At 62.6% G+C, this 23,225-nt stretch carries 29 protein-coding genes; 14 read left to right on the forward strand and 15 right to left on the reverse strand.

Annotated elements, in window-relative coordinates:
• Positions 1–35: 35 nt before the first annotated feature.
• The 5 genes from IVB05_RS30585 to IVB05_RS30605 all read left to right on the forward strand — a co-directional run bounded on the left by IVB05_RS30585 (position 36) and on the right by IVB05_RS30605 (position 3,727).
• Positions 36–1,442, forward strand: coding sequence for a carotenoid oxygenase family protein (locus tag IVB05_RS30585; RefSeq protein WP_247779755.1), 1,407 nt, complete (start codon positions 36–38; stop codon positions 1,440–1,442).
• Positions 1,443–1,572: 130 nt separating this feature from the next.
• Positions 1,573–1,971: an MAPEG family protein gene (locus IVB05_RS30590; protein WP_247779756.1), complete on the forward strand. Its 399-nt coding sequence runs from the start codon at positions 1,573–1,575 to the stop codon at positions 1,969–1,971.
• Positions 1,972–2,122: 151 nt separating this feature from the next.
• Positions 2,123–2,701, forward strand: a complete 579-nt coding sequence (locus IVB05_RS30595; protein ID WP_247779757.1) for a hypothetical protein — start codon at positions 2,123–2,125, stop codon at positions 2,699–2,701.
• Between the two features lie 45 nt (positions 2,702–2,746).
• A complete protein-coding gene (locus IVB05_RS30600; RefSeq protein ID WP_247779758.1) occupies positions 2,747–3,304 on the forward strand; it encodes a septation protein IspZ in 558 nt (185 codons plus the stop codon).
• Between the two features lie 126 nt (positions 3,305–3,430).
• Positions 3,431–3,727 carry a hypothetical protein gene (locus tag IVB05_RS30605; RefSeq protein WP_247779759.1) on the forward strand — a complete coding sequence of 99 codons (297 nt, stop codon included), beginning with the start codon at positions 3,431–3,433 and terminating at the stop codon, positions 3,725–3,727.
• Positions 3,728–3,879: 152 nt separating this feature from the next.
• Here IVB05_RS30605 and IVB05_RS30610 read toward each other — a convergent pair whose 3' ends face one another.
• The 4 genes from IVB05_RS30610 to IVB05_RS30625 form a co-directional block, all read right to left on the reverse strand.
• Complete coding sequence (locus IVB05_RS30610) at positions 3,880–4,548, reverse strand: DUF429 domain-containing protein (protein ID WP_247779760.1); 669 nt, start codon at positions 4,546–4,548, stop codon at positions 3,880–3,882.
• The gene (locus tag IVB05_RS30615) at positions 4,545–6,197 is read right to left on the reverse strand and encodes a fumarate hydratase (protein WP_247779761.1); all 1,653 of its coding nucleotides are present in this window, start codon (positions 6,195–6,197) and stop codon (positions 4,545–4,547) included. Before IVB05_RS30615 ends, IVB05_RS30610 begins: the two co-directional genes overlap by 4 nt.
• A gap of 191 nt (positions 6,198–6,388) precedes the next feature.
• A complete protein-coding gene (locus IVB05_RS30620) occupies positions 6,389–6,682 on the reverse strand; it encodes a type II toxin-antitoxin system RelE/ParE family toxin (protein ID WP_247779762.1) in 294 nt (97 codons plus the stop codon).
• A gap of 6 nt (positions 6,683–6,688) precedes the next feature.
• The gene (locus tag IVB05_RS30625; protein ID WP_247779763.1) at positions 6,689–6,910 is read right to left on the reverse strand and encodes a hypothetical protein; all 222 of its coding nucleotides are present in this window, start codon (positions 6,908–6,910) and stop codon (positions 6,689–6,691) included.
• A 256-nt stretch (positions 6,911–7,166) separates the two neighbouring features.
• Between IVB05_RS30625 and IVB05_RS30630 the strand changes: the two genes are divergently transcribed.
• The 5 genes from IVB05_RS30630 (at position 7,167) to IVB05_RS30650 (ending at position 9,734) form a co-directional block, all read left to right on the forward strand.
• Positions 7,167–7,697, forward strand: coding sequence for a hypothetical protein (locus IVB05_RS30630; protein ID WP_247779764.1), 531 nt, complete (start codon positions 7,167–7,169; stop codon positions 7,695–7,697).
• A 77-nt stretch (positions 7,698–7,774) separates the two neighbouring features.
• Positions 7,775–8,251: a hypothetical protein gene (locus tag IVB05_RS30635; RefSeq protein WP_247779765.1), complete on the forward strand. Its 477-nt coding sequence runs from the start codon at positions 7,775–7,777 to the stop codon at positions 8,249–8,251.
• A 151-nt stretch (positions 8,252–8,402) separates the two neighbouring features.
• Positions 8,403–8,588 carry a hypothetical protein gene (locus IVB05_RS30640; RefSeq protein WP_247516312.1) on the forward strand — a complete coding sequence of 62 codons (186 nt, stop codon included), beginning with the start codon at positions 8,403–8,405 and terminating at the stop codon, positions 8,586–8,588.
• A gap of 89 nt (positions 8,589–8,677) precedes the next feature.
• Positions 8,678–9,352 carry an isoprenylcysteine carboxylmethyltransferase family protein gene (locus tag IVB05_RS30645; RefSeq protein ID WP_247779766.1) on the forward strand — a complete coding sequence of 225 codons (675 nt, stop codon included), beginning with the start codon at positions 8,678–8,680 and terminating at the stop codon, positions 9,350–9,352.
• A 22-nt stretch (positions 9,353–9,374) separates the two neighbouring features.
• Complete coding sequence (locus IVB05_RS30650; RefSeq protein ID WP_247779767.1) at positions 9,375–9,734, forward strand: GFA family protein; 360 nt, start codon at positions 9,375–9,377, stop codon at positions 9,732–9,734.
• A 154-nt stretch (positions 9,735–9,888) separates the two neighbouring features.
• Here the strand turns inward: IVB05_RS30650 and IVB05_RS30655 are convergent, their stop codons facing one another.
• Complete coding sequence (locus IVB05_RS30655; protein ID WP_247787136.1) at positions 9,889–10,596, reverse strand: glutathione S-transferase; 708 nt, start codon at positions 10,594–10,596, stop codon at positions 9,889–9,891.
• 206 nt (positions 10,597–10,802) lie between these two features.
• Between IVB05_RS30655 and IVB05_RS30660 the strand changes: the two genes are divergently transcribed.
• Entirely contained in the window at positions 10,803–11,222 is a 420-nt protein-coding gene (locus IVB05_RS30660; protein ID WP_247779768.1) for a DUF3606 domain-containing protein, read from the forward strand.
• A gap of 102 nt (positions 11,223–11,324) precedes the next feature.
• Here the strand turns inward: IVB05_RS30660 and IVB05_RS30665 are convergent, their stop codons facing one another.
• Positions 11,325–11,705: a hypothetical protein gene (locus IVB05_RS30665; protein ID WP_247779769.1), complete on the reverse strand. Its 381-nt coding sequence runs from the start codon at positions 11,703–11,705 to the stop codon at positions 11,325–11,327.
• Between the two features lie 230 nt (positions 11,706–11,935).
• Between IVB05_RS30665 and IVB05_RS30670 the strand changes: the two genes are divergently transcribed.
• Positions 11,936–12,499, forward strand: a complete 564-nt coding sequence (locus IVB05_RS30670; RefSeq protein WP_247779770.1) for a DUF4145 domain-containing protein — start codon at positions 11,936–11,938, stop codon at positions 12,497–12,499.
• 59 nt (positions 12,500–12,558) lie between these two features.
• On the opposite strand, the gene IVB05_RS30675 is transcribed toward IVB05_RS30670, so the two are convergent.
• From IVB05_RS30675 to flgB, 9 genes are all read right to left on the reverse strand, one after another.
• On the reverse strand, positions 12,559–13,242 hold the full coding sequence (locus IVB05_RS30675) for a lectin (RefSeq protein WP_247779771.1): 684 nt from the start codon (positions 13,240–13,242) through the stop codon (positions 12,559–12,561).
• 144 nt (positions 13,243–13,386) lie between these two features.
• Complete coding sequence (locus IVB05_RS30680) at positions 13,387–14,382, reverse strand: TIM44-like domain-containing protein (RefSeq protein ID WP_247779772.1); 996 nt, start codon at positions 14,380–14,382, stop codon at positions 13,387–13,389.
• Between the two features lie 262 nt (positions 14,383–14,644).
• Complete coding sequence (locus IVB05_RS30685) at positions 14,645–17,209, reverse strand: PAS domain-containing protein (protein WP_247779773.1); 2,565 nt, start codon at positions 17,207–17,209, stop codon at positions 14,645–14,647.
• A gap of 182 nt (positions 17,210–17,391) precedes the next feature.
• Positions 17,392–18,465 carry a flagellar biosynthesis protein FlhB gene (gene flhB / locus IVB05_RS30690; RefSeq protein ID WP_247779774.1) on the reverse strand — a complete coding sequence of 358 codons (1,074 nt, stop codon included), beginning with the start codon at positions 18,463–18,465 and terminating at the stop codon, positions 17,392–17,394.
• 73 nt (positions 18,466–18,538) lie between these two features.
• Positions 18,539–19,309: a flagellar biosynthetic protein FliR gene (gene fliR / locus IVB05_RS30695; protein ID WP_247779775.1), complete on the reverse strand. Its 771-nt coding sequence runs from the start codon at positions 19,307–19,309 to the stop codon at positions 18,539–18,541.
• A gap of 14 nt (positions 19,310–19,323) precedes the next feature.
• Positions 19,324–19,587, reverse strand: a complete 264-nt coding sequence (gene fliQ / locus IVB05_RS30700; RefSeq protein ID WP_025588824.1) for a flagellar biosynthesis protein FliQ — start codon at positions 19,585–19,587, stop codon at positions 19,324–19,326.
• A 136-nt stretch (positions 19,588–19,723) separates the two neighbouring features.
• Entirely contained in the window at positions 19,724–20,035 is a 312-nt protein-coding gene (gene fliE, locus IVB05_RS30705) for a flagellar hook-basal body complex protein FliE (RefSeq protein ID WP_247779776.1), read from the reverse strand.
• A gap of 17 nt (positions 20,036–20,052) precedes the next feature.
• Positions 20,053–20,478 (reverse strand): flagellar basal body rod protein FlgC, encoded by a 426-nt coding sequence (flgC, locus tag IVB05_RS30710; protein ID WP_214488473.1) that lies wholly within the window; start codon positions 20,476–20,478, stop codon positions 20,053–20,055.
• 19 nt (positions 20,479–20,497) lie between these two features.
• Entirely contained in the window at positions 20,498–20,908 is a 411-nt protein-coding gene (gene flgB / locus IVB05_RS30715; RefSeq protein WP_247779777.1) for a flagellar basal body rod protein FlgB, read from the reverse strand.
• A 436-nt stretch (positions 20,909–21,344) separates the two neighbouring features.
• On the opposite strand from flgB, the gene IVB05_RS30720 reads away from it, so the two are divergent.
• Both IVB05_RS30720 and fliP read left to right on the forward strand, forming a co-directional pair.
• A complete protein-coding gene (locus tag IVB05_RS30720; protein ID WP_247779778.1) occupies positions 21,345–22,391 on the forward strand; it encodes a flagellar biosynthetic protein FliO in 1,047 nt (348 codons plus the stop codon).
• Complete coding sequence (gene fliP / locus IVB05_RS30725; RefSeq protein WP_247779779.1) at positions 22,388–23,143, forward strand: flagellar type III secretion system pore protein FliP; 756 nt, start codon at positions 22,388–22,390, stop codon at positions 23,141–23,143. Before IVB05_RS30720 ends, fliP begins: the two co-directional genes overlap by 4 nt.
• The last annotated feature ends 82 nt before the right edge of the window (positions 23,144–23,225 follow it).

Raw genomic sequence — 23,225 nt, forward strand, 5'->3', positions numbered from 1 at the left:
TTACGATGTAAAGATATAACCGGAGGGAACGTAAGATGCTCGACCAAGTGGCGACGACCAATGCGGCGCGCGACAATCTGGCGCCGATCCCGATGGAATGCGACGCGCCGCATCTCAAGGTGACCGGCGAATTGCCGCGCGAGCTCAACGGCACGCTCTATCGCAACGGCCCCAACCCGCAATTCGAGGCGCCGGGCGCACACTGGTTTTTCGGCGACGGCATGCTGCACGCCTTCCAGCTGGAGAACGGCCGCGCCAGCTACCGCAACCGTTGGGTCCGCACCCCGAAATGGCTGGCCGAGCACGACGCCGGCCGCGCGCTGTTCGGCGGCTTCGGCCGCAAGCTGCCGGGTACGCCTGCCGGAATCACCGACGATGGCGGTGTCGCCAACACCAACATCATCTTCCATGGCGGAAAGCTGCTGGCGCTGGAGGAAGGCCATCTGCCGACCGAGATCGAACCCGGCACGCTCGAGCGTCTGGGCTATTGCGACTACAAGGGCGCCATCAAGGGACCCTTCACCGCGCATCCCAAGATCGATCCCGTGACCGGCGAGATGGTATTCTTCGGCTACAACGCCGCGGGCCTCCTTACCCCTGCCCTCTCCTTCGGATCGGTCAACGCCGCGGGCGTGGTGACGCGGTTCGATCGTTTCGATGCCCCCTATGCCAGCATGGTGCACGACTTCATCGTCACCGAAAACCACCTGCTGTTTCCGATCCTGCCCATTACCGGCAGCATGGAGCGGGCGATGCGCGGCAAGGCGCCCTACGCCTGGGAGCCCGAGAAAGGCGGCTATGTCGGCGTGATGAAGCGCAATGGTTCGCCCAAGCACATCGTCTGGTTCCGTGCTGAAAGCTGCTACGTCTTCCACGTCATGAACGCGTGGGAGGAAGGCAATCGCATCATTGCCGACGTGATGCAGTTCGAGGAAGCGCCGCTGTTCACCCATCCCGACGGCTCGAAGACCGACCCGCAGAAATCGCGCGCGCGATACTGCCGCTGGACCTTCGACCTCGCGGGCAATACCGACCGCTTCACGCAAACCTATCTCGACGATCTGACCGGCGAATTCCCGCGCATCGACGACCGCCGTGCGGGACGCGCGAACAGCCATGGCTGGTACGCCTGCGCCAACCCCGATCTGCCGATGTTCGGCGCGCTGTCCGGCATCGTGCATGTCGACGGCAAGGGCAAGCGGCTCGGCCATTATCTGCTGCCCGCTGGCGACACGATTTCCGAGCCGGTGTTTGTCGAACGCGGCGCTGACGCCGCCGAGGGCGATGGCTGGCTGCTATCGGCCGTCTGGCGCGCGCAGGAAAACCGCAGCGATCTTGCGGTATTCAACGCGCAGGATGTCGAAGCCGGTCCCGTGGCGCTGGTGCATCTCGGCCATCGCGTGCCGGACGGCTTTCACGGCAATTGGGTCGGCGCGGCGTAGGCGCAATCTCTTGCAGCAGTCATTCCGGGATGGTCCGAAGGACCAGACCCGGAATCTCGAGATTCCGGGTTCGATGCTGCGCATCGCCCCGGAACGACGTCGTTGAACGCACAGCCTCGGGGAGACACACATGCATCAGCCCTCGATCACGTCAGCCTATCTCGCCATACTCGCCCTGCTCTATACCGTCCTCGCCGTTCAGGTCGGGCGGCTGCGCATGAGAGACCGCGCCGCGTTCGGCGACAACGGAAGCCTCGCGCTGCGCAGCGCGATCCGCGCGCATGCCAACTTCATCGAATACGTCCCCATCATCACGCTGATGGTCGCGATGCTGGAAATGTCCGGCCTCGCGGCCATGTGGGTCCATCTGTTGATGGGCGCGCTGCTGTTGTCGCGGCTGCTGCATCCGCTCGGCATGTACGCCGCGCCCAATACGCTGCAATTCCGCATCGGCCGGATGGGCGGCATCACGATCACGCTCGTTTTGCTGCTGGCCTGCGCCCTGACGATCCTGGCGCGCGTCATATAGGGCCGCCCAACTTACCCGCAAGCCATTGCAAATACGTCCGTTCTTTTGCCTACGAATCCTAATTTTGACACTGTAAAGATTTTTCTTGACGACGCCCGCGGCACCACCTAGTTTATCTTTACGATGTAAAGATTAGCCCCGAGAAGCCGCCATGACCATCTTCCTGATCCTTGCCCCGTTCGGTTCGTTCGCCCTGCTGATGCTGGTGACCTCCGCCCAGGTCTCATTGTTCGCATCGGCTGCTATCTGTCTCGCCGTCATCGGCATAGACGTCTATCGCGGCCGTTCGATCAAGATGCTCGGCGCGGGCACCGTCGTCGTGTTCACCGTACTCGGCGCATACATCGCGCTGATCGATTCGAACATGAGCCATTCGGCCGTCAAGCTGACGGTTGATATCGGCGTGCTCGCGATTTCGCTGGCGTCGCTGATCATCCGCAAGCCGTTCGTCCTGCAATATGCGCTTGAGGAGGTCGATGCCGAGACGGCGAAGCTGCCCGGCTTCAGGAAAGCGATCTATCTCATCACCTGGGCGTGGACCGGCGCCTTCGTCCTGATGATCATCGGCAACGTACTGACGATCTATGTGCCCGGCTTGCCGCTCTGGTCCAGCCTTGTGATCGCCTTCGCCGCCCGCAACAGCGCTGCCTTCTTCACGGCATGGTATCCACAATATCGCAAGGCGAAGTATGGTGCGCCGCCCGCGAACGCCCTGCCCGGCACCCACTAAGTTACCCTTTCGACCCGCAACAACCCTCCAGCAGAAAGCAAGCCGATGAAGGACGTATTCGCCAGACTGGGCGCCGATTTTTTCTCCACCATCTTGTTCATTGCGATCTATCTCGCCACCGACAACGTGCTGCTCGCGACCGGTGTCGCCATCGCCGGCGCCGTCGCCCAGGTGATCTACTCGCGCGTCAAGGGCAAGGAACTCGGCTACATGACGTGGGCTAGCCTCGCGCTCGTCATCGTGCTCGGCAGCGCCACGCTCCTCACGCATGATCCGCGCTTCGTGCTGGCGAAGCCCGCGATCGGGCATTTTGCGATCGGCGTCATCATGCTCAAGCGCGGCTGGATGCTGCGCTATATGCCGCCGATCGTGACACAGACCATTCCCGAATACGTCACCTTCGCGGGCTATGCTTGGGCCGCATTGTGCTTCGTGCTCGCAGCCGGCACGATCGGCGTCGCGATGACCGGCGACATGAAGCTGTGGACGTTCTACGTGACCATCGTATTGGTCGGCGCCAAGATTGCGGCCTTCGCAATTCAATACATCGCGTTTCGTGTTTTGGTCGGCAGCCGGCTTCGCGCTGCCGCCCAGCGCGCCTGAGAAATACGCGTAAAAGGACGCTTGAGACGGTTGGGCTTGTATGGCGAGATAGGCTATACCGCCGATCGAGTTTAGCGGATCTCGCAAGCCATTCCGGTTTGCCGGAGAAATGTCGGGGAGACAAAGATGGCCGTGGACGGAAACTGGAACATCACCATGAGCACGCCGATGGGCGAACGCAAGGCTACGCTTACCCTGTTGAGCTCTGGCGGTACGCTGACGGGCACGCAGGGCGCCGATGGCAATTCCACCGAAATCTTCGACGGCGCCATCAGCGGCGACGCCGTCAACTGGAAGGTCTCGATCACCAACCCGATGCCGTTGACCCTTGAGTTCATCGGAAAGGTCTCCGGCGACAGCATGAGCGGCGAGATGGGCATCGGCCCGATGGGCAGCTTCCCCTTCACCGGGACGCGGGCCTGATTGCTGGGGAGGCCGCAGCGCCTCCTCGTTCTCTCATCCATGCACAAGATGGTTCTGTTTTCGATCGCCGCCCTCGCCTCGCTGGCGGGTGCGGCGATCGCGTAAACGTCGGTAGTTGAGCAGTCGTCGGCGCGCGGCCAAATGAAACGCCGCTAGAACCAAATCTGCATCGGCAAGCCGTGCATGTCCGGCGGCGGCGATCCCACACTGCCTGCAGGTTCGCGTGCGGCAATCGCCACAGCGCAGGCGTCCAGGATGTCATCACGCTTCGCAGCAGTGCCTATCCGCGTTGTCGTGAGCCATCGGTCGATGTCCCGAAACCCGCTTCGCTCGAGTAATGCCCGACGAAGTGAATCTCCTTCCTCGGACTTCTTCGACGGCAAGGGCTTGTTTGCGTTCAACCGAAGAAATACCAGTTCGGGATGGACCTCGCGGACGTCCAGCAAGCGATGCGCACGCAGGAAAGTGTCAACCTGCATGATCTTGGGACCGAGATGCCAAAGCTGGCGGGAGACCCGCTTTTGGCTGCGGCGCACGCATTCCTTGTTCACTTCGCCGGGGTCGTTGAAGTCTTGCCAAATCCAGCGCCGCGCGCCCGTGAAAACGCGCGAAGCGTGCGGTCTTAACTTGTCGCGGGCGAGCAAGTCGCACGAACGCTCGCCGTCATCGGTCATGCCGATAGGGATATCTATCCCTGCCCGATCGAATGGCACCGACAGCGCGTCGCCGATGTCAGCATGGAATGCGATCGTCTGCTGGTCGCCATCCAGGCATACGGCGACCCAGCCCTTGCTGAATCCGTCGAGGCCGAGCGCCCTCACCCCAGATTCAATTCCTTGAAGAAGTCGTTGCCCTTGTCGTCGATGATGATGAAGGCCGGGAAATCCTCGACCTCGATGCGCCAGATCGCTTCCATGCCGAGTTCGGGATATTCGACGACCTCGACCTTCTTGATGCAGTGCTCGGCGAGGTTTGCCGCCGCACCGCCGATCGAGCCGAGATAGAAGCCGCCGTGCTTCTTGCAGGCTTCGCGCACCGCGACCGCGCGGTTGCCCTTGGCGACCATCACCATCGATCCGCCCGCCGCCTGGAACTGGTCGACGAAGGAATCCATTCGCCCTGCCGTGGTCGGGCCGAACGCGCCGGAGGCGTAGCCGTCGGGGGTCTTGGCGGGGCCGGCGTAATACACCGGATGGTTCTTGAAGTAATCCGGCAGCGGCTCGCCCTTCTCCAGCCGCTCGCGTAATTTCGCGTGGGCGGAGTCGCGCGCCACGATCATGGTGCCGGTCATCGAGACGCGCGTCTTGATCGGATACTGCGACAGCGTTGCGAGAATTTCCTTCATCGGCTTGTTGAGATCGACTTTGACGACCTCGCCGCCGAGCGACTGTTCCACGGCCGGCAGATACTGCGCCGGATTGTGCTCGAGCTCCTCGAGATAGACGCCGTCCTTGGTGATCTTGCCGAGCACCTGACGGTCCGCCGAACAGGAGACGCCGAGCCCGATCGGCAGCGACGCGCCGTGGCGCGGCATCCGGATCACGCGCACGTCGTGGCAGAAATACTTGCCGCCGAACTGCGCGCCGACGCCGAGCGACTGCGTCATGGCAAGGATTTCCTGCTCCATCTCCAGATCGCGGAACGCATTGCCGTCTGCCGAGCCATGGGTCGGCAGCGCATCGAGATAACGTGCCGAAGCAAGTTTGACAGTCTTCATGCAGAGCTCGGCGGAAGTGCCGCCGATCACGATCGCAAGGTGATAAGGCGGACACGCCGCGGTGCCGAGCGTCAGCACCTTCTCCTTCAGGAACGCCAGCAGGCGGTCCTTGGTCAGAACCGACGGCGTCGCCTGGAACAGAAAGCTCTTGTTGGCCGAACCGCCGCCCTTGGCCATGAACATGAACTTGTAGGCGTCATCGCCCTCGGCGTAGATCTCGCACTGCGCCGGCATGTTGTTGGCGGTGTTCTTCTCCTCATACATCGACAACGGCGCCACCTGCGAATAGCGCAGGTTACGGCGCAGATAGGCGTCGCGTGCACCTTCCGAGAGCGCGGCCTCGTCGTCGCCGTCGGTGATGACGTTGCAGCCCTTCTTGCCCATGATGATCGCGGTGCCGGTATCCTGGCACATCGGCAGCACGCCGCCGGCGGCGATGTTGGCGTTCTTCAGGAAATCGAACGCGACGAACTTGTCGTTGTCGCTGGCTTCCTTGTCTTCCAGGATCGAGCGCAACTGCTTCAGGTGCCCGGGCCGCAGGTAATGATTGATGTCGCCGAAGGCAGCCTCCGACAACGCCCGCAGCGCCTCGCGCGACACGACCAGCATGTCCTTGCCCAAGACCTTCTCGACCCGCACGCCCTCGGCTGTAATCTTCTTGTAGGGCGTGGTATCCGCACCCAGCGGAAACAGCGGCGTATGCTTGTAGGGCGGAACGGGCTTCTGGTCGGGAAAAGCGGTCGGGGCGTTCATGTCGATATCTCGGGTTGGAGCCGGCGGTAGCCAGAACGGCGCCGCGGCGATAGACCCGTTCTAAGCATTTTTGGGCTAAATGGAAGGTTCCGAAGACGTAGGCAGGGCTTGTCGGGCGACGTCACGAAATGCTCGGCACCCCTGCCCTCTCCGATCTTGCCACTGTAGGATCGCATCCTGCACATCCTATCCTACCGTTCTCCATCCTCGCGATTCTGCGCCCCGTGAAATACACCCGTTACGACGATTCGCTCTTGCACCCGATCAACTTCGTACACCACAACATAAGGCAGCCGCGGAACCACCCATTCGAACGTATCGGGGTCGCGACCGACATGACCGATAAAGGGAAATGAAATTAGCAACTCTATGCTGCTGAACAGCCGGTCTGTTACAATCCTCGCTGTCGCGGGACTATCCCGGGCAATCCAGCCAAAGATGTTCTCGAGATCGGCAATCGCCTGATCATCGAATACGAGTTTCATACGCGGCTACGAGCCCAGCCGTCCAATGCGCTCCCGCGCTTCGGCGTGGGACAGCAGTTTGCGGTTCGGATCGGCGCGACGGCGGCGAACCTCGGCTACCTGTGCGTCGGTCAAGCGCATGTCTTGCATATGTTTGACATAGTCGAGCAGCGCGCCCGCCGCAGCGTCCTGCTCGCGTTCCGGCAATTGCTCAACCTGTCGCAAGGCTTGTTCGAGTAGTTTTGTCATGGGGGTAACCTAGCACGCCTGACGCAATAAATCACTGTGCCGAATGTACAACGATAGGCCTTGGTATTGGCCAGCCGCCTGCAGCAATTATTGCGAATACTTCCTGCAGACGCAATCTTTGATTGCTGTCCAACGGCCCTCGAAACGATCGCAAAGCAGGGCTGTTTTCCGAGCAAGGGTGCCAGTCCACAATTGAACCCTATCGGGCCCTCTCCAGACAAACCGGAGATGCCGATATTCACCGATTGCGATTGTAATGAACTCCGCCACCACATTGCCTGACGGAGCCTCTGTCGCGGTCCACGCCCCGCGCCTGCTAGGGCTTTATCTCCTGCTCATCCTGGTTGCCGCCATCGAAGCCTTCGACGGGCTGTCGCATGCGCCGATCCTGTTCGACGACATGTCGAAAATTCCCGGCCCCGGCCTCGGCGGCTCGATCATCAAGACGTATATCGCAAGCCACCCGTTGCTGGCGCTGGCAGCGCTGGCGTTGGCCACCGTCGGCCGGCTGCGTTACGCGATCATCGTGCTTGGCGCGCTCGTGCTCGTGACGTGGCTGAACTTCATGCCCTCGGTGGTGCGGCACGAGTTCGATTTTCGTGGTGTCTCCGCCTTCGAGACGCCTGTCCGGATCATCGCGTTCCCGTTGATGGCCGCCTGCGCCATCGCGCTTGCCGCACGCGGCCAGCGGCTCGGGCTCGCCACCGTGCTGGTCAGCATTCCCACACTGTACGGCGTGTTCGCCGTGATCGCCTTCGGGATCGGCGTCATTCTCTACGGTTTCTGACAAGCAAGTTGACTTCCGCGCGCGGCCCTTGCAGGAAATCCGCGCGCGGGGTTCAATGGCGCAAAGGGGCATTCACCATGGCTTTGGGATCACAATTTCGCCGACCAACCTTGCTTGCCGCCACGCTGGCGCTGGTTGCTGTGGTCGGTGCATCGCCGGCGCAGGCCGACCGCTGCGACGATATCGCCAAGGAATTGAAGAACCAGATCGACGGCCTCAAGATCAGCGTCAATACCGGCAACGTGATCTATCTGACGCATCCGGCGGCGAAAGAGCTGTCGCTCGGCTGCCGCGGCCGCAATTATTCCAACGAGCTCTACGCCAAGACCGACCGCAAGCCCAAGCCGCAATTCTTCGAACTGATCGCCTCGGCAGGCGCCATCATTTTCACGATTCCGAAGCCCGACGTTGCGACCGGCTCCTCGCGCTGCATCAAGCGGATGGGCATCCTGCGCGGCGACAAGGTCTCCATGCGCTTCCGCCGCCTCAACATGGAATGCACGCGCACCAGGACCGAGGCTTCGATCGTGGTGACCCGCGGCAAGGACGAGTAAGCCCCCGCTCCGTCGCATTCTAACGATTTCGCGAGCCGTCCGTTCACCATTGGACGGGATTGACAGCGCAGGCGCGGGAATGCCGCGCGGGATTCACCAATCGTTCGTTTCAAACCGGCCAGTGTCGGAGGCAACCAAAAGGACGCTTCCGATGAATGTCTCTGCTGTGCCCGCCACGGTGGTGGTCAAACCGCCTGAAGTCCCGGTGTTCAAGGCTCCCGACAAGACCCCCGACGTACAGAACGGCGCTGCCGCCGACGGCACCCGCACGCCGAAGCCGACGCAGGTCGCTCCCCTGCCGCCGGGTCAGGGAACGCGGATCGACCAACTGGCGTAACGGCTGGCGTCCCCGACGGGGCGAAACCAACGCCTCAAGTTTGCCGAAGAATCACACGATCATGCTGTCACGGGGAATGGAACCCGCGCATGATCGCAAAACTTCTGCTGCAAAATACCATCTTCGTCATCGCGCTCGGCGCCTTGTTGTTCGCATCAGCCGGTTCGCTGGACTGGCCGGCGACGTGGGTGTTCCTGGCTGTCAGCGCGACCCTCGGCCCTGCCTGCGGATTGTGGCTCGCGAAGACCGACCCCGCCCTGCTCGCCGAGCGCATGCGGCCGACGTTCCAGGCCGACCAGCCCGCCGCTGACAAGAAGTTCATGCTGACCTTCGTCCTGGTGATGCTGATCTGGCTGGTCGCGATCGGGTTGGACCGGCGCGCGCAGGCATCCAACGTTCCGCTCGCGCTACAGGCGCTCGGGCTTGCGATGTATCTGCTCTCGACCGCCTTCATCATGTGGGTGTTCCGCGAGAATTCCTTTGCCGCGCCAGTCGTGAAGGTACAGGCCGAACGCCACCATCGCGTCATCTCAAGCGGCCCATACGCCTTTGTCCGTCATCCCATGTACAGCGGCATCATGCTGTTCTTCGTAGGCGTCCCGCTGCTGCTGGGATCGTGGTGGGGCGTGGCGATCGCGCCGGTGTTCGCCGTCCTGTTCGCCATTCGCGCCCGCATCGAGGAGCGCGCCTTGGTCGAAGGGCTGCCCGATTATGCTGACTATGCCGCGCGCGTGCGCTATCGTCTGGTGCCCGGACTTTGGTGAAACATGGCGATGGCGGACAAGAATGCCCGATAGCAAGACCTATACCGGCGGCTGCCATTGCGGCCAGGTACGTTTCGAATGCACCAGCGATCTTTCGATGGTGACCGCCTGCAACTGCTCGATCTGCACCAAGAAGGGGCTGCATTTCACCTTCCTCGACCCGAAGAGCTTTCATCTCCGCGCCGGCGAGGAAAATCTGAAGGAATATCTCTTCAACAAGCACGCGATCCACCACCAGCTCTGCGTCGATTGCGGCGTCGATGTCTTCGCGCGCGGCAAGAAGCCTGACGGCAGCGACGTCGTGGCGGTGAATGTAAGCTGCATCGACGGCATCGAACTGTCGAAGCTGAAGATGACGCCGGTGGATGGCAGGAGCATGTGACACTACATCAGTCGTCATGGCCGGGCTTGTCCCGGCCATCCACGTCTTTGGCCTACGCGAAAAAACGAAGTCGTGGATGCCCGGGTCATCTAGCGCGAAGACGCGCTTCGCGCTTTTGTCCGGGCATGACGGTGGAAAGAGCGCGGCTCGCGCTTCACCCATCCAGCGCCTTGTACCTCCGAAAAATCCCGTCCTCATTGAACGCGATTCTTCGATCGCTCGCGAGATACGCCTTGATGTTCGGGCGCGCCGCCACGCGCTCGCGCAGACCGATCAGCCCCGGAATCTTCCGCTCGAAGGCCTTCATGCGTTTCGGAAATGCGTAGCGAAGTCCCTCCACGATCTGGAACAGCGATAGATCGACGTAAGTCAGGCGGCGGCCGGTGATGTAGGTGCCGCCATTGGCCGCCAGCAGGTCCTCGAAGTAACCAAGATACTTCGGGACGCGCGCCTTCCAGAACTCGTCGGTGCGTTTTTTCGCCGGCGCTTTCTGCTCCTCGTAGTACAGCGAGGGCCCCAGCGGGTGATGGGTGTCGTGAACTTCCAGCACCAGATCGGCGATCGTAAGCTGCAGCTGATGTACCCAGAGTTTGCCGGCCTCCGACTTCGGCGCCAACCCGTGACGCGATCCCAGATAGAGCAGGATGTTGGCGGTCTGTCCGATCACGAGTTTTCCGTCCTTGAGGAACGGCGGCGCAAAGGGCGGCGCACCCTTCTGTGTTTCCATCATTCGCATCATCGCGGCCATGCCGTTGCCACGTCGCGCGACGTCGGCGTAGCGGGCGCCTGCCTCCTCCAGCGCGAGGCGGACGTATTCGCCGCGGCCCTGAATGCTCGGCCAGTAATAGAGCTCGTAACGCATCGATGACACCTCCGCTGCCGGTTTGACCGACATAACAAATCACCTTGCGGTTCGTTCGTCACGCCAAACGCAGCATCCGCGCGACCGTCGCGGCATAGACTGTCTCGCGCGGATCTCCACAGGTCCGAATCTGTGCGAATGCAAGCGGTCGTGTTAGGCTGTTCCCGTTTGCAACGTCGATTTTCTCAACACGACAGGAGAATGGGATGGCGGACAACAAGAAGAAGCGCGGCGGGGCGGATCGTGGGCTGATCGCATTGAGCGAGCCTTACGAGGTCGCTTATTGGTCCAAGAAGTTCAAGATCACGCCGGCCAAACTGAAGTCCGCCGTCAAGAAAGCGGGCCGCTCCGCGAAGAACGTCGAAGTCTACATCAAGCTGCAGAAGCACAAGGCCTCCGACCGGGCACGGATCGCGGTGAGCCAGCCCTACGAAGTCAGCTACTGGTCGAAGAAGTTCAAGGTCACGCCCGCCAGATTGAAGGCCGCCGTCGCCGCCGTCGGGCATTCTTCGAAAGCGGTCGGCGCCCATCTCGCCAAGGGCAAGGCTGCGAAGAAGGCGAAGAAGAGCGCCAGCAAGACTCCCCGGACAGCCACAAAGAAGCGCGCAAAGAAAAAGGCCGCCTAGCGGCGGCCTTTGGCGCAAGACTTTTCGTCGGCATCAGCGCAGATCCCCGGGCGCGTCGTCGATCAGGACGGTGCGCCCGAGCAATGGCGGCTGAACGGCGCCTTAGTAGCCGCAGGTGCTGCAGCGCGGGGCGACGGGAGCGTAATAGGTGCGGGCCGGAGCGACCATTTCAACGCGCGCCTGGGTCGCGTATTGCGGGGCAAGGCGCTCATACGCCACACCTTCGGGCGCAACCATCACCGTCTTCGGCACCATGATGGTGCGGTACTGCGCGGGCGTGCGATGGGCGACGACGCGGCCGGGAGAAACCATCACGGTTTCCTGCACCGTACGGTACTGCGGCGGCGCGACATATTGCTGATACTGCGGCTGATGGCAGCAGGGCTGCGGCGTGTAGCAGCCATAGCAGCCGGCGGAAGCGGCGGTTGGAACGGCTGCGGCGACGAGAGCGGTGGCAAAAGCTGCGGCAATAACGCGGGACATGAAATACCTGCTGGCTTGGGAAAATCATGCGGGGCTGCACGCAGCCCCGCCTCGCCAGATGGTCTAGCCCGATCGGCCGCGCGTCAATCCGAGATGGAAATTTACCTTGATGAAGATGACTAACGTGGGGTGAAGGGCACGTCTAACGTCTTCCGTCGGGCTCAATAAGTCTTTATGCAAGCGACAATGCGTCTTGGAATGGTCAGCGTCGGTACAGCTGGGAATAGATGATGGATTGGAAGCAATTTTTCGCTAGCGTTATTAGTTCATTAGCCTGGCCGTCTGTTGTTGGTGTTCTGCTTTGGTTGCTCAAAGACCAACTGATCAGTCTGGCTAGCCGAATAGAAGAGCTTACATTGCCAGGCGGCACCAAAGCAAAGTTCGAACGCAAGTTGGACGAAGGCCGTGACATCGTTGAGCAGAAAGCTTCGGCCGAGGAAGAGCCGTTGCCCATTCCCGACGCCCGTACACTGACACTTGCTGAGGTCGCGCCAGACGCAGCCATCACCGTTGCTTATCGCGCGCTAGAGAAACAGCTTCTTGAGCTTAGAACGATTATCGGCATGTCAGCTCGATCTAACATTCCCCAAATCGTAAGATATCTCGTATCGCACGACATGATCGACGAAAAGGATGGACAGTTGTTTGACACGTTGCGCGAAGCAAGAAATGCGGTCGCGCATGGTCCGAGCAATGTTAGCGTAAGCAAGGAGGATGCCTTGGACTTCACGCGGCAAGCTGATTTTCTCTCTAGGGTCTTAAGCGACGTGAGAAAGGGATTTGGACAGACCTAACACGTAGGGGCTCGAGTCATCTCGACTTGCCCCTACATCGTCAAGGTGTCGGTAGCCTCTCAGTTCGCCGCGAAGCAATAGAACAGCCCGTCGCCGCCGGTGCTCTTCAGATCGGCCTGCGAACAGCCGCCATCCGGGCCGCGCGAGGGATGCGACGTGTTCCAGGACTTTGACGGCTCGTCGTCGCGCAGACCCTTGCGGTCGAAATGGCCGACCATCGCGGTGCCTTGCGTGCTGCTCGTCCAGTTCTTGCAGGTGCGGTCTTCGCCGGCCGCAAACGCGGTGCCGTCCGCTTGCGATCCCGTCAGCACATCGTGGCGGTTCGGCGTGTCGCCGGCACCGCTGATGACCTCGCCCTTTTCGGAGAGCGCAGTCTGCTTGGTGAGGTTGTTGCTGGCACCGTGCAGCTCGGCGACGTCCTTGGCGACCACCGCGCCCTTGGCATTCTTCCACGGCCCCTTGCCGATGCGATCGCGCGCATTGACGGCCGGCGCGCCGTCGGCGGCCTGCGTCGAGAGATAGGCGCGCCAGGTCTTGCCGCCCGCTCCGGCCGCCTGCGCCAATGTCTGGCAATGGTTGTCGGCGCCGGCGAGCCCGCCGAGATTGCCGCCATTGCCGATGCCGTTGCTGGTCAGGAAGAAACTGGTGTCGGCGGATTGCGCCTGCGCAGGCGCGCTGGCGAGAGCCGATATGGCGGCAAGCGCAAAGCATGCCGGCGAAACGATTCTGGCGAAGCTCTTCATCTGGTTTCTCCCTGTTATTTTTTCGTTCGTTGGCATCAACACATCAGGGGCACCATTATTCCGGCGCGAAATGAAGCGGCATTCTGACAAAGAAAAAGGCGCCGCGGAACGAACCGCAGCGCCTTCCTCGTGACGTTGTAGCGATCAGCTGGTCTGCTGGATCGCCGAGAGTTCCCAGTCGCTGCCGCGTCGCCGGGCGAAGGTCCACACTTCGGTCGCTTCGATCGGCGTATCGCTGCCCGAAACCAGACGGCCGGTGGTGCGCTCCGTGGTCTTGTCGACCAGCGAGAACCGCATCGCCACGCTGGCGAAATCGGTTTCGCTTTCGCGCCAGGCTTCCGCGAGGTCGCCCTGCAGCAGCTTGACGTCGGTCACCTTGTTGACGTCGTTGCGGGCCTTGTTCTCCTCGAGATCCTTGGAGAAGTAGGACACCATCTCGGGCGTCGCCAGCGTATGCAGTTTGGCGACGTCCTCGTTCGACCATGCGGCCTGGACCTCGCCGAGCAGACGCTCGAACGCTTCATAGTCAGCCGGCTGGATTTCCAGCGGCGGCTGGCTCGATCCCAGCCCAAAGCCACCAAGGCCAGAGCGGAAGCTGGTCTGGGCGCCGGGGCCTTCGGCGGCAGGAGCAGGTCCCGTCGCGTAGGCGGAGGCGGAGGCCGGCGTATGGCGGCGCTGCCACCACGACATCGCCAGCCGCACCACGATAACGATCAGGGCGATCTGCAGCAGCAGGCCGATGATCGAGGACAGGCCGCCAAGGCCCGAGAACAGGCTGCCGCCGGTCAGCATGCCGAACAGGCCTGCGCCAAGGAAGCCCATGGCGAGACCGCCAAGCATGCCCCCCATCATTCCGGGCCGGTTGAAGAAGCCGCCCTTGGCGGCCGCGCCGGCAGCCGCCGGTGCGGCCACGCCAGGAGTACCCGGCTGGGTAAAGGTACGGTTCATGGGCTGCGCCGCGCCGGGCGCCGTGGTGGTGCTCGGAGGCGCCGAATAGGTCTTCGATCCTCGCGAACCGGAGCTGCCGCCACCGCCGACGCGGGCATCAGCCGCCGAAATCGTGATCGCCAACGGAACCGCCACCGACATAACGATCGCGATGGTCCGTATAATTCCGCGCGCAGTCAGCGTGAAATTCATATCTTTTTCCTCGTTCCCCGACATTGGAGAAGTGCCCCTAAGATGGGCAGGAACACCCAAAAGTGAAGCCGCCATAGGGACGCATGGCTGCGGCCCTCGGTCGCGGGGATGTGACGATTTAGCCGTGCACCAGCATTAATCAATGGTTTAGCGGCCAGCAATGTCAGCCCGCGCAGGATGCTTAGCCGGGAGAACTCGCCTTCGAATGGCTATGATTCCGGCGTGCTGAAGCATTTCATACGGGCGGATATGACGGCAGATCTCAAGAAGCCGTCATCGTCTCCTTGACCTTCTCGACCAGCGCGCTGAGCGCGAACGGCTTCGGCAGGAAGGCGAATTGCTCGTTTTCCGGCAGGCTCTTATCGAAAGCTTCTTCAGCATAACCTGAGACGAAGATGATCTTGAGGTTCGGATTGCGCTTGCGCATTTCGCGCAACAGCGTCGGGCCATCCATCTCCGGCATCACGACGTCGGAGACGACAAGATCGACAGCGCCGTCCTTTTCGTCGAGCGCTTCCATCGCCTCGATGCCGTTGGCGGCCTCGATCACGCTGTAGCCGCGCGAGCGAAGGCCGCGCGCATTCAGGGAGCGCAGGCCGTCCTCGTCTTCCACCAGCAGGATGGTGCCCTGCCCGGTCAGGTCGGGCCGCGGCTTCGGCGGCTCGATCGCCGCATCCTTTGCCGCGCCATTGGCACCCTGCGCTTCGGGCTGGGCATCCAGTTCGGGACGATGCCGGGGCAGGAAGATGCGGAACGAGGTGCCCTCGCCGGGCACCGAGTCCACATACACAAAGCCGCCGGTCTGCTTGACGATGCCATACACTGTCGAGAGGCCGAGCCCGGTGCCCTTGCCGACTTCCTTGGTCGAGAAGAACGGCTCGAAGATCTTGTCGACGATATCAGGCGGGATTCCGGTACCGGTATCGGAGATGTCGATCCGCACGTAATCGGCGGCCGGCATGCCCTTGTGGGTGAGCTGGGCGGCTTCATCCACCGTCACATTGGCGGTTCTCACCGTCAGCTTGCCGCCATCGGGCATGGCGTCGCGCGCGTTGACCGCGAGATTGACGACCACCTGTTCGAACTGCGAGACGTCGACCTTGACCGGCCAGAGATCGCGGCCATGCACGAGGTCGAGCTTGACCTTCTCCCCGATCAGGCGCCGCAGCAGCATGGTGAGATCGGAAAGCGCGTCGCCGAGGTCGAGCACCTGCGGCCGCAGCGTCTGGCGGCGCGAGAACGCGAGCAGTTGCCGCACCAGCGTCGCCGCACGGGTGGCGTTCTGCTTGATCTGCATGATGTCCTGGAACGACGGATCGGTCGGCTTGTGCGCGTTCAGCAGGAAGTCGTTGGCCATCATGATGGCGGACAGCACGTTGTTGAAGTCGTGCGCGATGCCGCCGGCGAGCTGGCCGACCATGTCCATCTTCTGCGACTGGTTGATCTGGTTTTCCAGCGTGCGCCGCTCGGTGGTCTCCAGCAAATAGACGATGGCGGCTTCGGTGTCGCGCTCGTCCTCCTCGACCGCGGTGACGAAGAACTGCCCCCAGCGCTCCTTGGCGCCGTCGAGCATGGCTTCGACCGGCGCGATGTCGCCCTGCCCTTCCGCCGCCTGGTTGATCGCCGCGATCAGAAGGCTGCGGTCGCGCGCGTTCACGGTACGGAAGATCGACTTGTTGGCCGCGCCGTCCGGGCTGAGGCTCTGCGCCAGCTTGGCGAAGCGGGCGTTGGCGCGGACGACAGCGCCGCTGCGGTCCACCGTCGCAATCGCCATCGGCGTATGGTCGAAGAATCGCATGAAGCGGACTTCGGCGGCGCGTTCGGGGTCGGAATGCTCGTCGCGCGCGCGACTGATCACCAGTGTGCGCGACGAACCCGGCGAGCCGTCGGCGCCGAAGGCGAGCTTGTGATAGAGCCGCACCGGCATGGTCTTGCCGCCGCGCATGCGCAGGTCGATGTCGAACACTTCGGTCTTGACTTCGCCGGGCACCGCCACGATCGAGGTCAATAGCGCAGCGCCATCGCCGGAGACGATATCGGTGAGCTTCAGCCCACCCGAACCGATCTCGGCGAGATCGTAATCGAGCCAGTTCGCCAGCGTGGCGTTAACATAGATGACGTCGCCGGCCGGACTGACCGAGAAGAAGCCACATGGCGCGTGGTCGAGATATTCGATCGCGTGCTGCAACTCCCGGAACACATCTTCCTGGCGCTCGCGATCCCGCGTGATGTCGGCGATCGACCACACTGCATACTTTGCTTCGCGCTTGCTCTGGCCGAGCGGACGAACCCGCATCCGCAACCAGCGTCCCGGTGCGCCGTCAGAGCCGGCGATGCGGACCTCCTCCTGCTGCCGCTTGCCTTCGCGGGCGGCCTTGAGCAGGCGGAACACGGCTTCGGAGACGTCGGGATTGCCGATGAAGACGCGTTCGATGGGGCGCACGTCCTGCGGGCTCGCGGCGCCCGTCAGCGCCAGATAGGCGGCGTTCGAATAGACGACATGGCCCTTCGGGTCGGTCACGGCCAAACCGTCATGGGCGTGATCGGCGATGCGGCCCATCACGGGGTCATCGGCGGCGCGGTCGGTGAAGCGGATGATACCTGCGGCAAAGGCGAACAGATTGAACAGGCCGACCATGGCGAGCAGCGCCAGCACGCCGAGGATATAGGGCTGGGCCTGGGCGCGACCGATGGTCATCAGCGCCACGGCCACCGCCACGATGCCGGCAGCCACCAGCAGCACCAGCACGATGCTACCGCCCCGCCGCGCCGGTTCATGAGCCGCAAGTGGCCGGGTCGACGGATGGCTGTCAGTTTCGACGGTCATATGAAGCGGCGTTGCCCTTCGGCGAGGAGGTCATGCGCGGTCAATATCGGCCGGCCGCGGGTAACCCCGCGTTCGGATGGCACACCCCTCCTGAGTGCCTGAATCGGCCCCGCAAGCGCAAGCCCATCAGGCAGCTATTTGACAGATTGAAGGCATTTCAAGGCGATTTCCAGCGGTTCCTCTCACATTCTCCGGGCGGCAAGCCCGTTCTTCAGGCCCATGACATAGCCGATGATCTCGGCGACCGCCTGATAGTGCTCGACCGGAATCTCCTCGTCGACATCGACGGTGGCATAAAGCGCCCGCGCCAGTGGCACGTTCTCCACGATCGGAATGTCGTGCTTCCTGGCGACTTCCCTGATCTTGAGCGCGACGTTGTCCACACCCTTGGCCACGCAGACAGGCGCCGACATGCCGCGATCGTAGGACAGCGCGATCGAATAGTGGGTCGGGTTGGTGATGATCACGCTGGCGTTGGGCACGGCGGCCATCATGCGCTTCTTCATGCGCTGCTGGCGCAACTGCCGGATCTTGCCCTTGATGTGGGGGTCGCCTTCGGATTGCTTGTATTCGTCCTTGATCTCCTGCAGCGACATCCTCTGCCGCTGGTACCATTGCCGGTACTGGAAGAAATAATCGGCGATAGCGACCGCGGCCAGCATCGCCACCACCGCGCCCATCAATTGCAATGTCAGATTGGTGGTGACGCCGAGGATCGCCGAAGGATCGAACATCAGAAACGATTCCAGGCGATGGCGCTCGGGCCACAGCACCGCCATCATGACGGCGCCAAGCGCGATCAGCTTGAACACGCCCTTGGCGAAATTCGCCACCGCCTGCTTGCCGAAGATGCGTTTCAGTCCGGCGCCGGGCGATACCTTGCTGAATTTCGGTGTCAGCGATTCCGACGACCATACCAGCCGGTGCTGGATCATGTTGCCGGCGATCGCGGCGAGCATGAGCATCAACAGCGGCACGCCGATGGCGCCGAGCACGGCATAGCTTAATGTGTTGCTGAGCGCGAGCAGCGCCGCGCCGTCGGCGCGAAGCTGGCCCGCATTGGCGATCAGGTTGCGCAGCGGCGTCAGGATGCCGCCGCCGATCGACCCCGAGAAGGTCGACAATATCAGCGTGGCGCCCGCGATGATGAACCAGGTGTTGACCTCCTGGCTCTTGACGACGTCCCCCTTGGCAAGCGCATCGTCGAGACGTTTTTGCGTAGGGTCTTCTGTTTTGTCGTCGGTATCGTCGGCCATCGCGGCGTCCTAGCATTTTGTTTGAGCATGATCTCCGCGCAAACGCGTTCCGCGTTTGCGCCGGGATCATGCTCTATTTCAGCGGCGTCAACTCGTGCATCACGCCGATGAAGTAGTTCAGATAGGTCGCCATCATTCCGGTGAGGACGAGGGCGAGGATCAGAAAGCCCACCATGATCGACAGCGGCACACCGACGAAATAGACCTGCATCGCCGGCATCAGCCGCGCCAGCACGCCAAGGCCGATATTGAAGACGAGGCCGAACACCAGAAACGGCGCCGAAAGCTGCATGCCGATCTTGAAGGCCGTGGCAAACGCACGCGTGGCAAGCGCCGCGACGTCGCCGCTCGGCGGCAATTCGCCCGGCGAGAAAATCCGGTAGCTCTCGTTCAGCGCCGATATGACCAGGTGATGGCTGTCGGTGGCAAACAGCAGCGTCATGCCGAGGATGGTGAGGAAGTTGCCGATCAGCAGACCCTGTTGCCCCTGGGTCGGGTCGACGGCGGTGACGAAGCCGAGGCCGAGCTGCTGGGCGATCACCGAACCCGCGACCGCCAGCGCCGACAGCGTGACGCGCGCAGTGGCGCCGAGCACGATGCCGATGACGATCTCGTGCACCATCAGCACGCCCAGCGAACTCATCGAGTTCAGGTCGACCTGATAGGCGGCGCGATGCAGCGGCAGGATGATCAGCGTCAGCAGAAGCGCGATCCCAAGCTTGATGCGCACCGGGATGTTGCTCTCGCCAAACCCCGGCATCAGCATCACCATGGCGCCCACGCGGGCAAACACCAGCATGAAGGTGGCGGCAAGGGCCGGCAGCAGGGATATGTCGACGCGCATTCATTTACAATGCATCAACCGCCTATGATTCGCGACGATATCCGCATCATGTGACTGTGCAGCGAATCCGCCATGAACGGCAAGGCGAGCAATAGCGTGACAAAGATCGCGAGAATTTTCGGCACGAAGATCAGCGTCTGTTCCTGGATCTGGGTCAGCGCCTGGAACAGCGAGACCACGACGCCGACCACGAGCCCGATCACCATCAGAGGCGACGACACCACCACGATGGTCCAGATCGCATCGCGCGCCACGTCGAGGGTTTCAGCACCGGTCATTTGGAACGTCCTTCTCTACACTTGTCCGCGGCGACGACTTGTCCGCCGAAGCTCAACGAGCGAAGGCGGAAGCAATCCATTCTTTCTTTTCGCGGCGCCATGGATTGCTTCGCTGCGCTCGCAATGACGGCGTGCGTCAGATCGGCATCTTCATGATGTCTTCGTAGGACTGGATCACCCGGTCGCGCACCGACACCAGCGTCGAGACCGCGACGTCGGTCTCCGCGACCGCCGTCACCACGTCCATGACGTTGGCTTTGCCCGAACTCATCGCCATGGTCTGGGCGTCGGATTTCTTGCCGGCATCCAGCACGCTTCCCACCGCGTCCTTGAGCAGCGCGCTGAAGGACGGGCCGCCGGCGGAAGGGCCGCTTTTCTCGGCGCCGCCGGATTCCATGATGCGCGAAAGCGCGGCGTAGGCGTTTGCTGCAACGGTCGGTGAAGCCATTTTTCTATGGTTCCTGTTCAGGCCTTGAGGATGTCGAGCGTGCGTTGAATCATGCGGCGCGTGGCGCTGATGATGTTGAGGTTGGCTTCATAGGACCGCTGCGCCTCACGCATGTCGGTCATTTCGACCAGCGGATTGACGTTCGGATATTTGACGTTGCCGGCCGCGTCCGCCGCCGGATTGCTCGGCTCATGCTTGACGCGAAACGCCGACTGGTCGGTCCGGACCTTGCCGAGCGTCACCACCCGGGCGTCCAGCGTGCGGTCGAGCGCGGATGAGAATGTCGGCACCTTGCGGCGATACGGGTTGCCGCCCGCGGTCGGCGCGGTGGAGTCCGCATTGGCGATATTTTCCGAGATCACCCGCATCCGCCCCGCCTGCGCGCGCAGGCCTGACGTCGCGATGCTCATCGAGCGGGCGAAATCGCTTCCGTCGTCTGCCATGATCCGGCTCCCTTACGCGTCAGCGTTTTCCGATGGCGGTCTTGAGAAGTCCGAGGCTGCGGCTGTAGAGCGAAGTCGCCGCGGCGTAATCCATCTGGTTGGCCGAAACCTTCAGCATCTGCTCTTCCAGATTGACCGCATTGCCGGCCGGTTTGGTCAAAAAGCCGTTCTTGCCGCCGTCTCCCCTGAAGCTCGGTGCGCCGCCGGAAACGCCGATATGGGTCGATGAGGTGCGCATCATGCCAAGCGAGCCCGTCCCGCCGCCGACGTTCGCGCCCTTGTTGTCGAACTTCGGCTCGACCAGGTCGTTCGGCCTGAAATTCGGGGTGTTGGCGTTGGACACGTTTTCGGCGAGCACGCGCTGGCGTTCCTGGTGCCACTGCATCTTGGTGCGCAGCGCCGACAGGATCGGAAGGTCGTTGATGGCCATCGCGAGCGGCTCCCCGTTAACCTCTGGCAGGCGCCGCGAGGTAGGCAGAATTTGCCCGGTGTATGGTTAACGGCTGGTTAAAATTGCGCTCGAGCGCCATCGACGTCAGCCAATGCCCGCCGACAGCGACAAAACGAGCGCATTTTCGCCACGAAAACTGCGTTAACCAGCACCAGCCGACGCGACTTGGGGCGCTCAGAAGTCGTTTTGGCTCAAGCGATTCTTGGTCTATTAATTAACCGGACGGCGGCGTTCGCCGCGGGGAATTAAGGAATAAGGCTGATCTCGGGCGTGATTCGCCGTCTCGCGGATCGCTTCGGAGCATGGTCAGGATGCCGGGAACCGTGTTCCCGGGAACATGCTCGGACAGCAAGACCTAAGACCGCACTCGACGAAACCAGCATCAAGAGAACGGCCCGTGGCCGGGGACTAAAGAATGCAGACACTGACATTCCTCTTCGCATTCATCGCCGTTCTGGCGCTGATCGGCGTGGCCGCATGGCTGGTTCGCCGTTTCGCCAACAACCGCCTCGGCGCCAACACCCAGCGCGGACGGATGCCGCGGCTCGCCGTGATCGACGCCGCCGCCGTGGACGGCCGCCGGCGCCTTGTGCTGGTACGGCGCGACAATGTCGAGCATCTCCTGATGATCGGCGGCCCGAGCGACATCGTGGTCGAACCCAACATCGTGCGCGCGATGCCCAACCGCGATCAAATGGCGCCGCGCCCGGCGGTGGGCGAGCAGCCGCCGCGCATCGCGCCGCTGCCCGACGCTGCCTGGAGCGACGAGGCAGCAAGAGCCGATTCGCGATCGGCCGACGCCTTCGATCATGCCGAACCGCAAATGCCGGAGCCGCCGCCGCGCCCCGCACGGCCAGCCTTCGCCGACGAACTCCGCCGCCCTGCGCCACCACCGATGCCGGAACGTCGCAGCGATCCATTGACGGGCTTTGCGCCGGAATCGATCAGCGGTCGCCCCGAACCGGCCCCGCCGCGCCTCGGCCGCAACGAGCCGCTGATGCCACGGCCGCAGCGCGAGTTGCCCAAGGCACCGCCAGTCCGCGAGGCGCCACCAGTTCGTGAGACGCCGCCAGTCCGTGACGTGCTGCCTGTCCGTGAGGCATCGCCAGCCCGTGAGGCACCGCCAATCCGTGACGCACTGCCTGTCCGTGACACTCCGGCGGTTCGTGAGACGCCGGCCCGCGCGCCTGAACGCGCCGTCGCGGCGCCGCCGCCTGCGCCCCCTCCGGCTCCCGCGCCGTCGAGTGCCGACCAGAATCTGGCCGAAATGGCGCAGCGGCTGGAAGCCGCCCTGCGCCGGCCGGCCGAACCGGTGGCGCCGCCGGTCGCGCCGGAAACGCCGCCCGCCCGTACCTCCCGCAGCGAGCCTCCCGCTCCCACACCCGCTCCGCAGAAGAGCGGCTTCGAAAATCTCGAAGACGAGATGGCGTCCTTGCTGGGCCGTCCGAAGAATCCTTCGTGAGGCCGCCGGCTTCTCCGCGTAGAGTTTTATTTTTCTTAATCCTGACCGCCGCCGGATCGCTCGCCGACCCGGCGATGGCGCAGGACATCAGCATCAATCTCGGCCAGGGCGGCGGCGGCGTCACCGAGCGCGCGATCCAGCTGATCGCGCTGTTGACGGTGCTTTCGATCGCGCCGTCGATCCTGATCATGATGACGTCGTTCACGCGGATCGTCGTCGTATTGTCGCTGCTGCGCACCGCATTGGGCACCGCGACCGCCCCACCCAACTCGGTGATCATTGCGCTCGCGATGTTCCTGACCGCGTTCGTGATGGGCCCGGTCTTGCAGAAGTCCTATGACGACGGCATCAAACCCCTGGTCGCCAACCAGATCGGGGTCGAGGAAGCGCTGCAAAAGGCTTCGGTGCCGCTGCGCGGCTTCATGCAGAAGAACGTTCGCGAAAAGGATCTGAAGCTGTTCGTCGATCTCTCCGGCGAGCCGCCGCCGGCGACGCCGGAGGACCTGTCGCTGCGGATCCTGGTCCCGGCCTTCATGATCTCCGAACTGAAACGCGCCTTCGAGATCGGCTTTCTGCTGTTCCTCCCGTTCCTGATCATCGATCTCGTGGTCGCATCGGTCCTGATGTCGATGGGTATGATGATGCTGCCGCCGGTCGTGGTGTCGCTCCCGTTCAAGTTGATCTTTTTCGTGCTGGTCGACGGCTGGTCGCTGGTGGCGGGAAGCCTGGTGCAGAGCTACGGCGGCAGCTAGCGGCCACCTTCCCGCGGGTTCCGTGCCCCAATAGGTCAATATTGGTTACGTATTTGCTGCGGAGTTTCCGAGCGAATTTAAG

Source organism: Bradyrhizobium sp. 170 (assembly GCF_023101085.1).
Classification (GTDB): Bacteria; Pseudomonadota; Alphaproteobacteria; order Rhizobiales; family Xanthobacteraceae; genus Bradyrhizobium.

Coding starts and splice junctions, on each gene's coding strand:
- IVB05_RS30585 (WP_247779755.1), top strand. CDS start 36: ATGCTCGACCAAGTGGCGACGACCAATGCGGCGCGCGACAATCTGGCG.
- IVB05_RS30590 (WP_247779756.1), top strand. CDS start 1,573: ATGCATCAGCCCTCGATCACGTCAGCCTATCTCGCCATACTCGCCCTG.
- IVB05_RS30595 (WP_247779757.1), top strand. CDS start 2,123: ATGACCATCTTCCTGATCCTTGCCCCGTTCGGTTCGTTCGCCCTGCTG.
- IVB05_RS30600 (WP_247779758.1), top strand. CDS start 2,747: ATGAAGGACGTATTCGCCAGACTGGGCGCCGATTTTTTCTCCACCATC.
- IVB05_RS30605 (WP_247779759.1), top strand. CDS start 3,431: ATGGCCGTGGACGGAAACTGGAACATCACCATGAGCACGCCGATGGGC.
- IVB05_RS30615 (WP_247779761.1), bottom strand. CDS start 6,197: ATGAACGCCCCGACCGCTTTTCCCGACCAGAAGCCCGTTCCGCCCTAC.
- IVB05_RS30620 (WP_247779762.1), bottom strand. CDS start 6,682: ATGAAACTCGTATTCGATGATCAGGCGATTGCCGATCTCGAGAACATC.
- IVB05_RS30625 (WP_247779763.1), bottom strand. CDS start 6,910: ATGACAAAACTACTCGAACAAGCCTTGCGACAGGTTGAGCAATTGCCG.
- IVB05_RS30630 (WP_247779764.1), top strand. CDS start 7,167: ATGAACTCCGCCACCACATTGCCTGACGGAGCCTCTGTCGCGGTCCAC.
- IVB05_RS30635 (WP_247779765.1), top strand. CDS start 7,775: ATGGCTTTGGGATCACAATTTCGCCGACCAACCTTGCTTGCCGCCACG.
- IVB05_RS30640 (WP_247516312.1), top strand. CDS start 8,403: ATGAATGTCTCTGCTGTGCCCGCCACGGTGGTGGTCAAACCGCCTGAA.
- IVB05_RS30645 (WP_247779766.1), top strand. CDS start 8,678: ATGATCGCAAAACTTCTGCTGCAAAATACCATCTTCGTCATCGCGCTC.
- IVB05_RS30650 (WP_247779767.1), top strand. CDS start 9,375: ATGCCCGATAGCAAGACCTATACCGGCGGCTGCCATTGCGGCCAGGTA.
- IVB05_RS30655 (WP_247787136.1), bottom strand. CDS start 10,596: ATGCGTTACGAGCTCTATTACTGGCCGAGCATTCAGGGCCGCGGCGAA.
- IVB05_RS30660 (WP_247779768.1), top strand. CDS start 10,803: ATGGCGGACAACAAGAAGAAGCGCGGCGGGGCGGATCGTGGGCTGATC.
- IVB05_RS30665 (WP_247779769.1), bottom strand. CDS start 11,705: ATGTCCCGCGTTATTGCCGCAGCTTTTGCCACCGCTCTCGTCGCCGCA.
- IVB05_RS30670 (WP_247779770.1), top strand. CDS start 11,936: ATGGATTGGAAGCAATTTTTCGCTAGCGTTATTAGTTCATTAGCCTGG.
- IVB05_RS30675 (WP_247779771.1), bottom strand. CDS start 13,242: ATGAAGAGCTTCGCCAGAATCGTTTCGCCGGCATGCTTTGCGCTTGCC.
- IVB05_RS30680 (WP_247779772.1), bottom strand. CDS start 14,382: ATGAATTTCACGCTGACTGCGCGCGGAATTATACGGACCATCGCGATC.
- IVB05_RS30685 (WP_247779773.1), bottom strand. CDS start 17,209: ATGACCGTCGAAACTGACAGCCATCCGTCGACCCGGCCACTTGCGGCT.
- flhB (WP_247779774.1), bottom strand. CDS start 18,465: ATGGCCGACGATACCGACGACAAAACAGAAGACCCTACGCAAAAACGT.
- fliR (WP_247779775.1), bottom strand. CDS start 19,309: ATGCGCGTCGACATATCCCTGCTGCCGGCCCTTGCCGCCACCTTCATG.
- fliQ (WP_025588824.1), bottom strand. CDS start 19,587: ATGACCGGTGCTGAAACCCTCGACGTGGCGCGCGATGCGATCTGGACC.
- fliE (WP_247779776.1), bottom strand. CDS start 20,035: ATGGCTTCACCGACCGTTGCAGCAAACGCCTACGCCGCGCTTTCGCGC.
- flgC (WP_214488473.1), bottom strand. CDS start 20,478: ATGGCAGACGACGGAAGCGATTTCGCCCGCTCGATGAGCATCGCGACG.
- flgB (WP_247779777.1), bottom strand. CDS start 20,908: ATGGCCATCAACGACCTTCCGATCCTGTCGGCGCTGCGCACCAAGATG.
- IVB05_RS30720 (WP_247779778.1), top strand. CDS start 21,345: ATGCAGACACTGACATTCCTCTTCGCATTCATCGCCGTTCTGGCGCTG.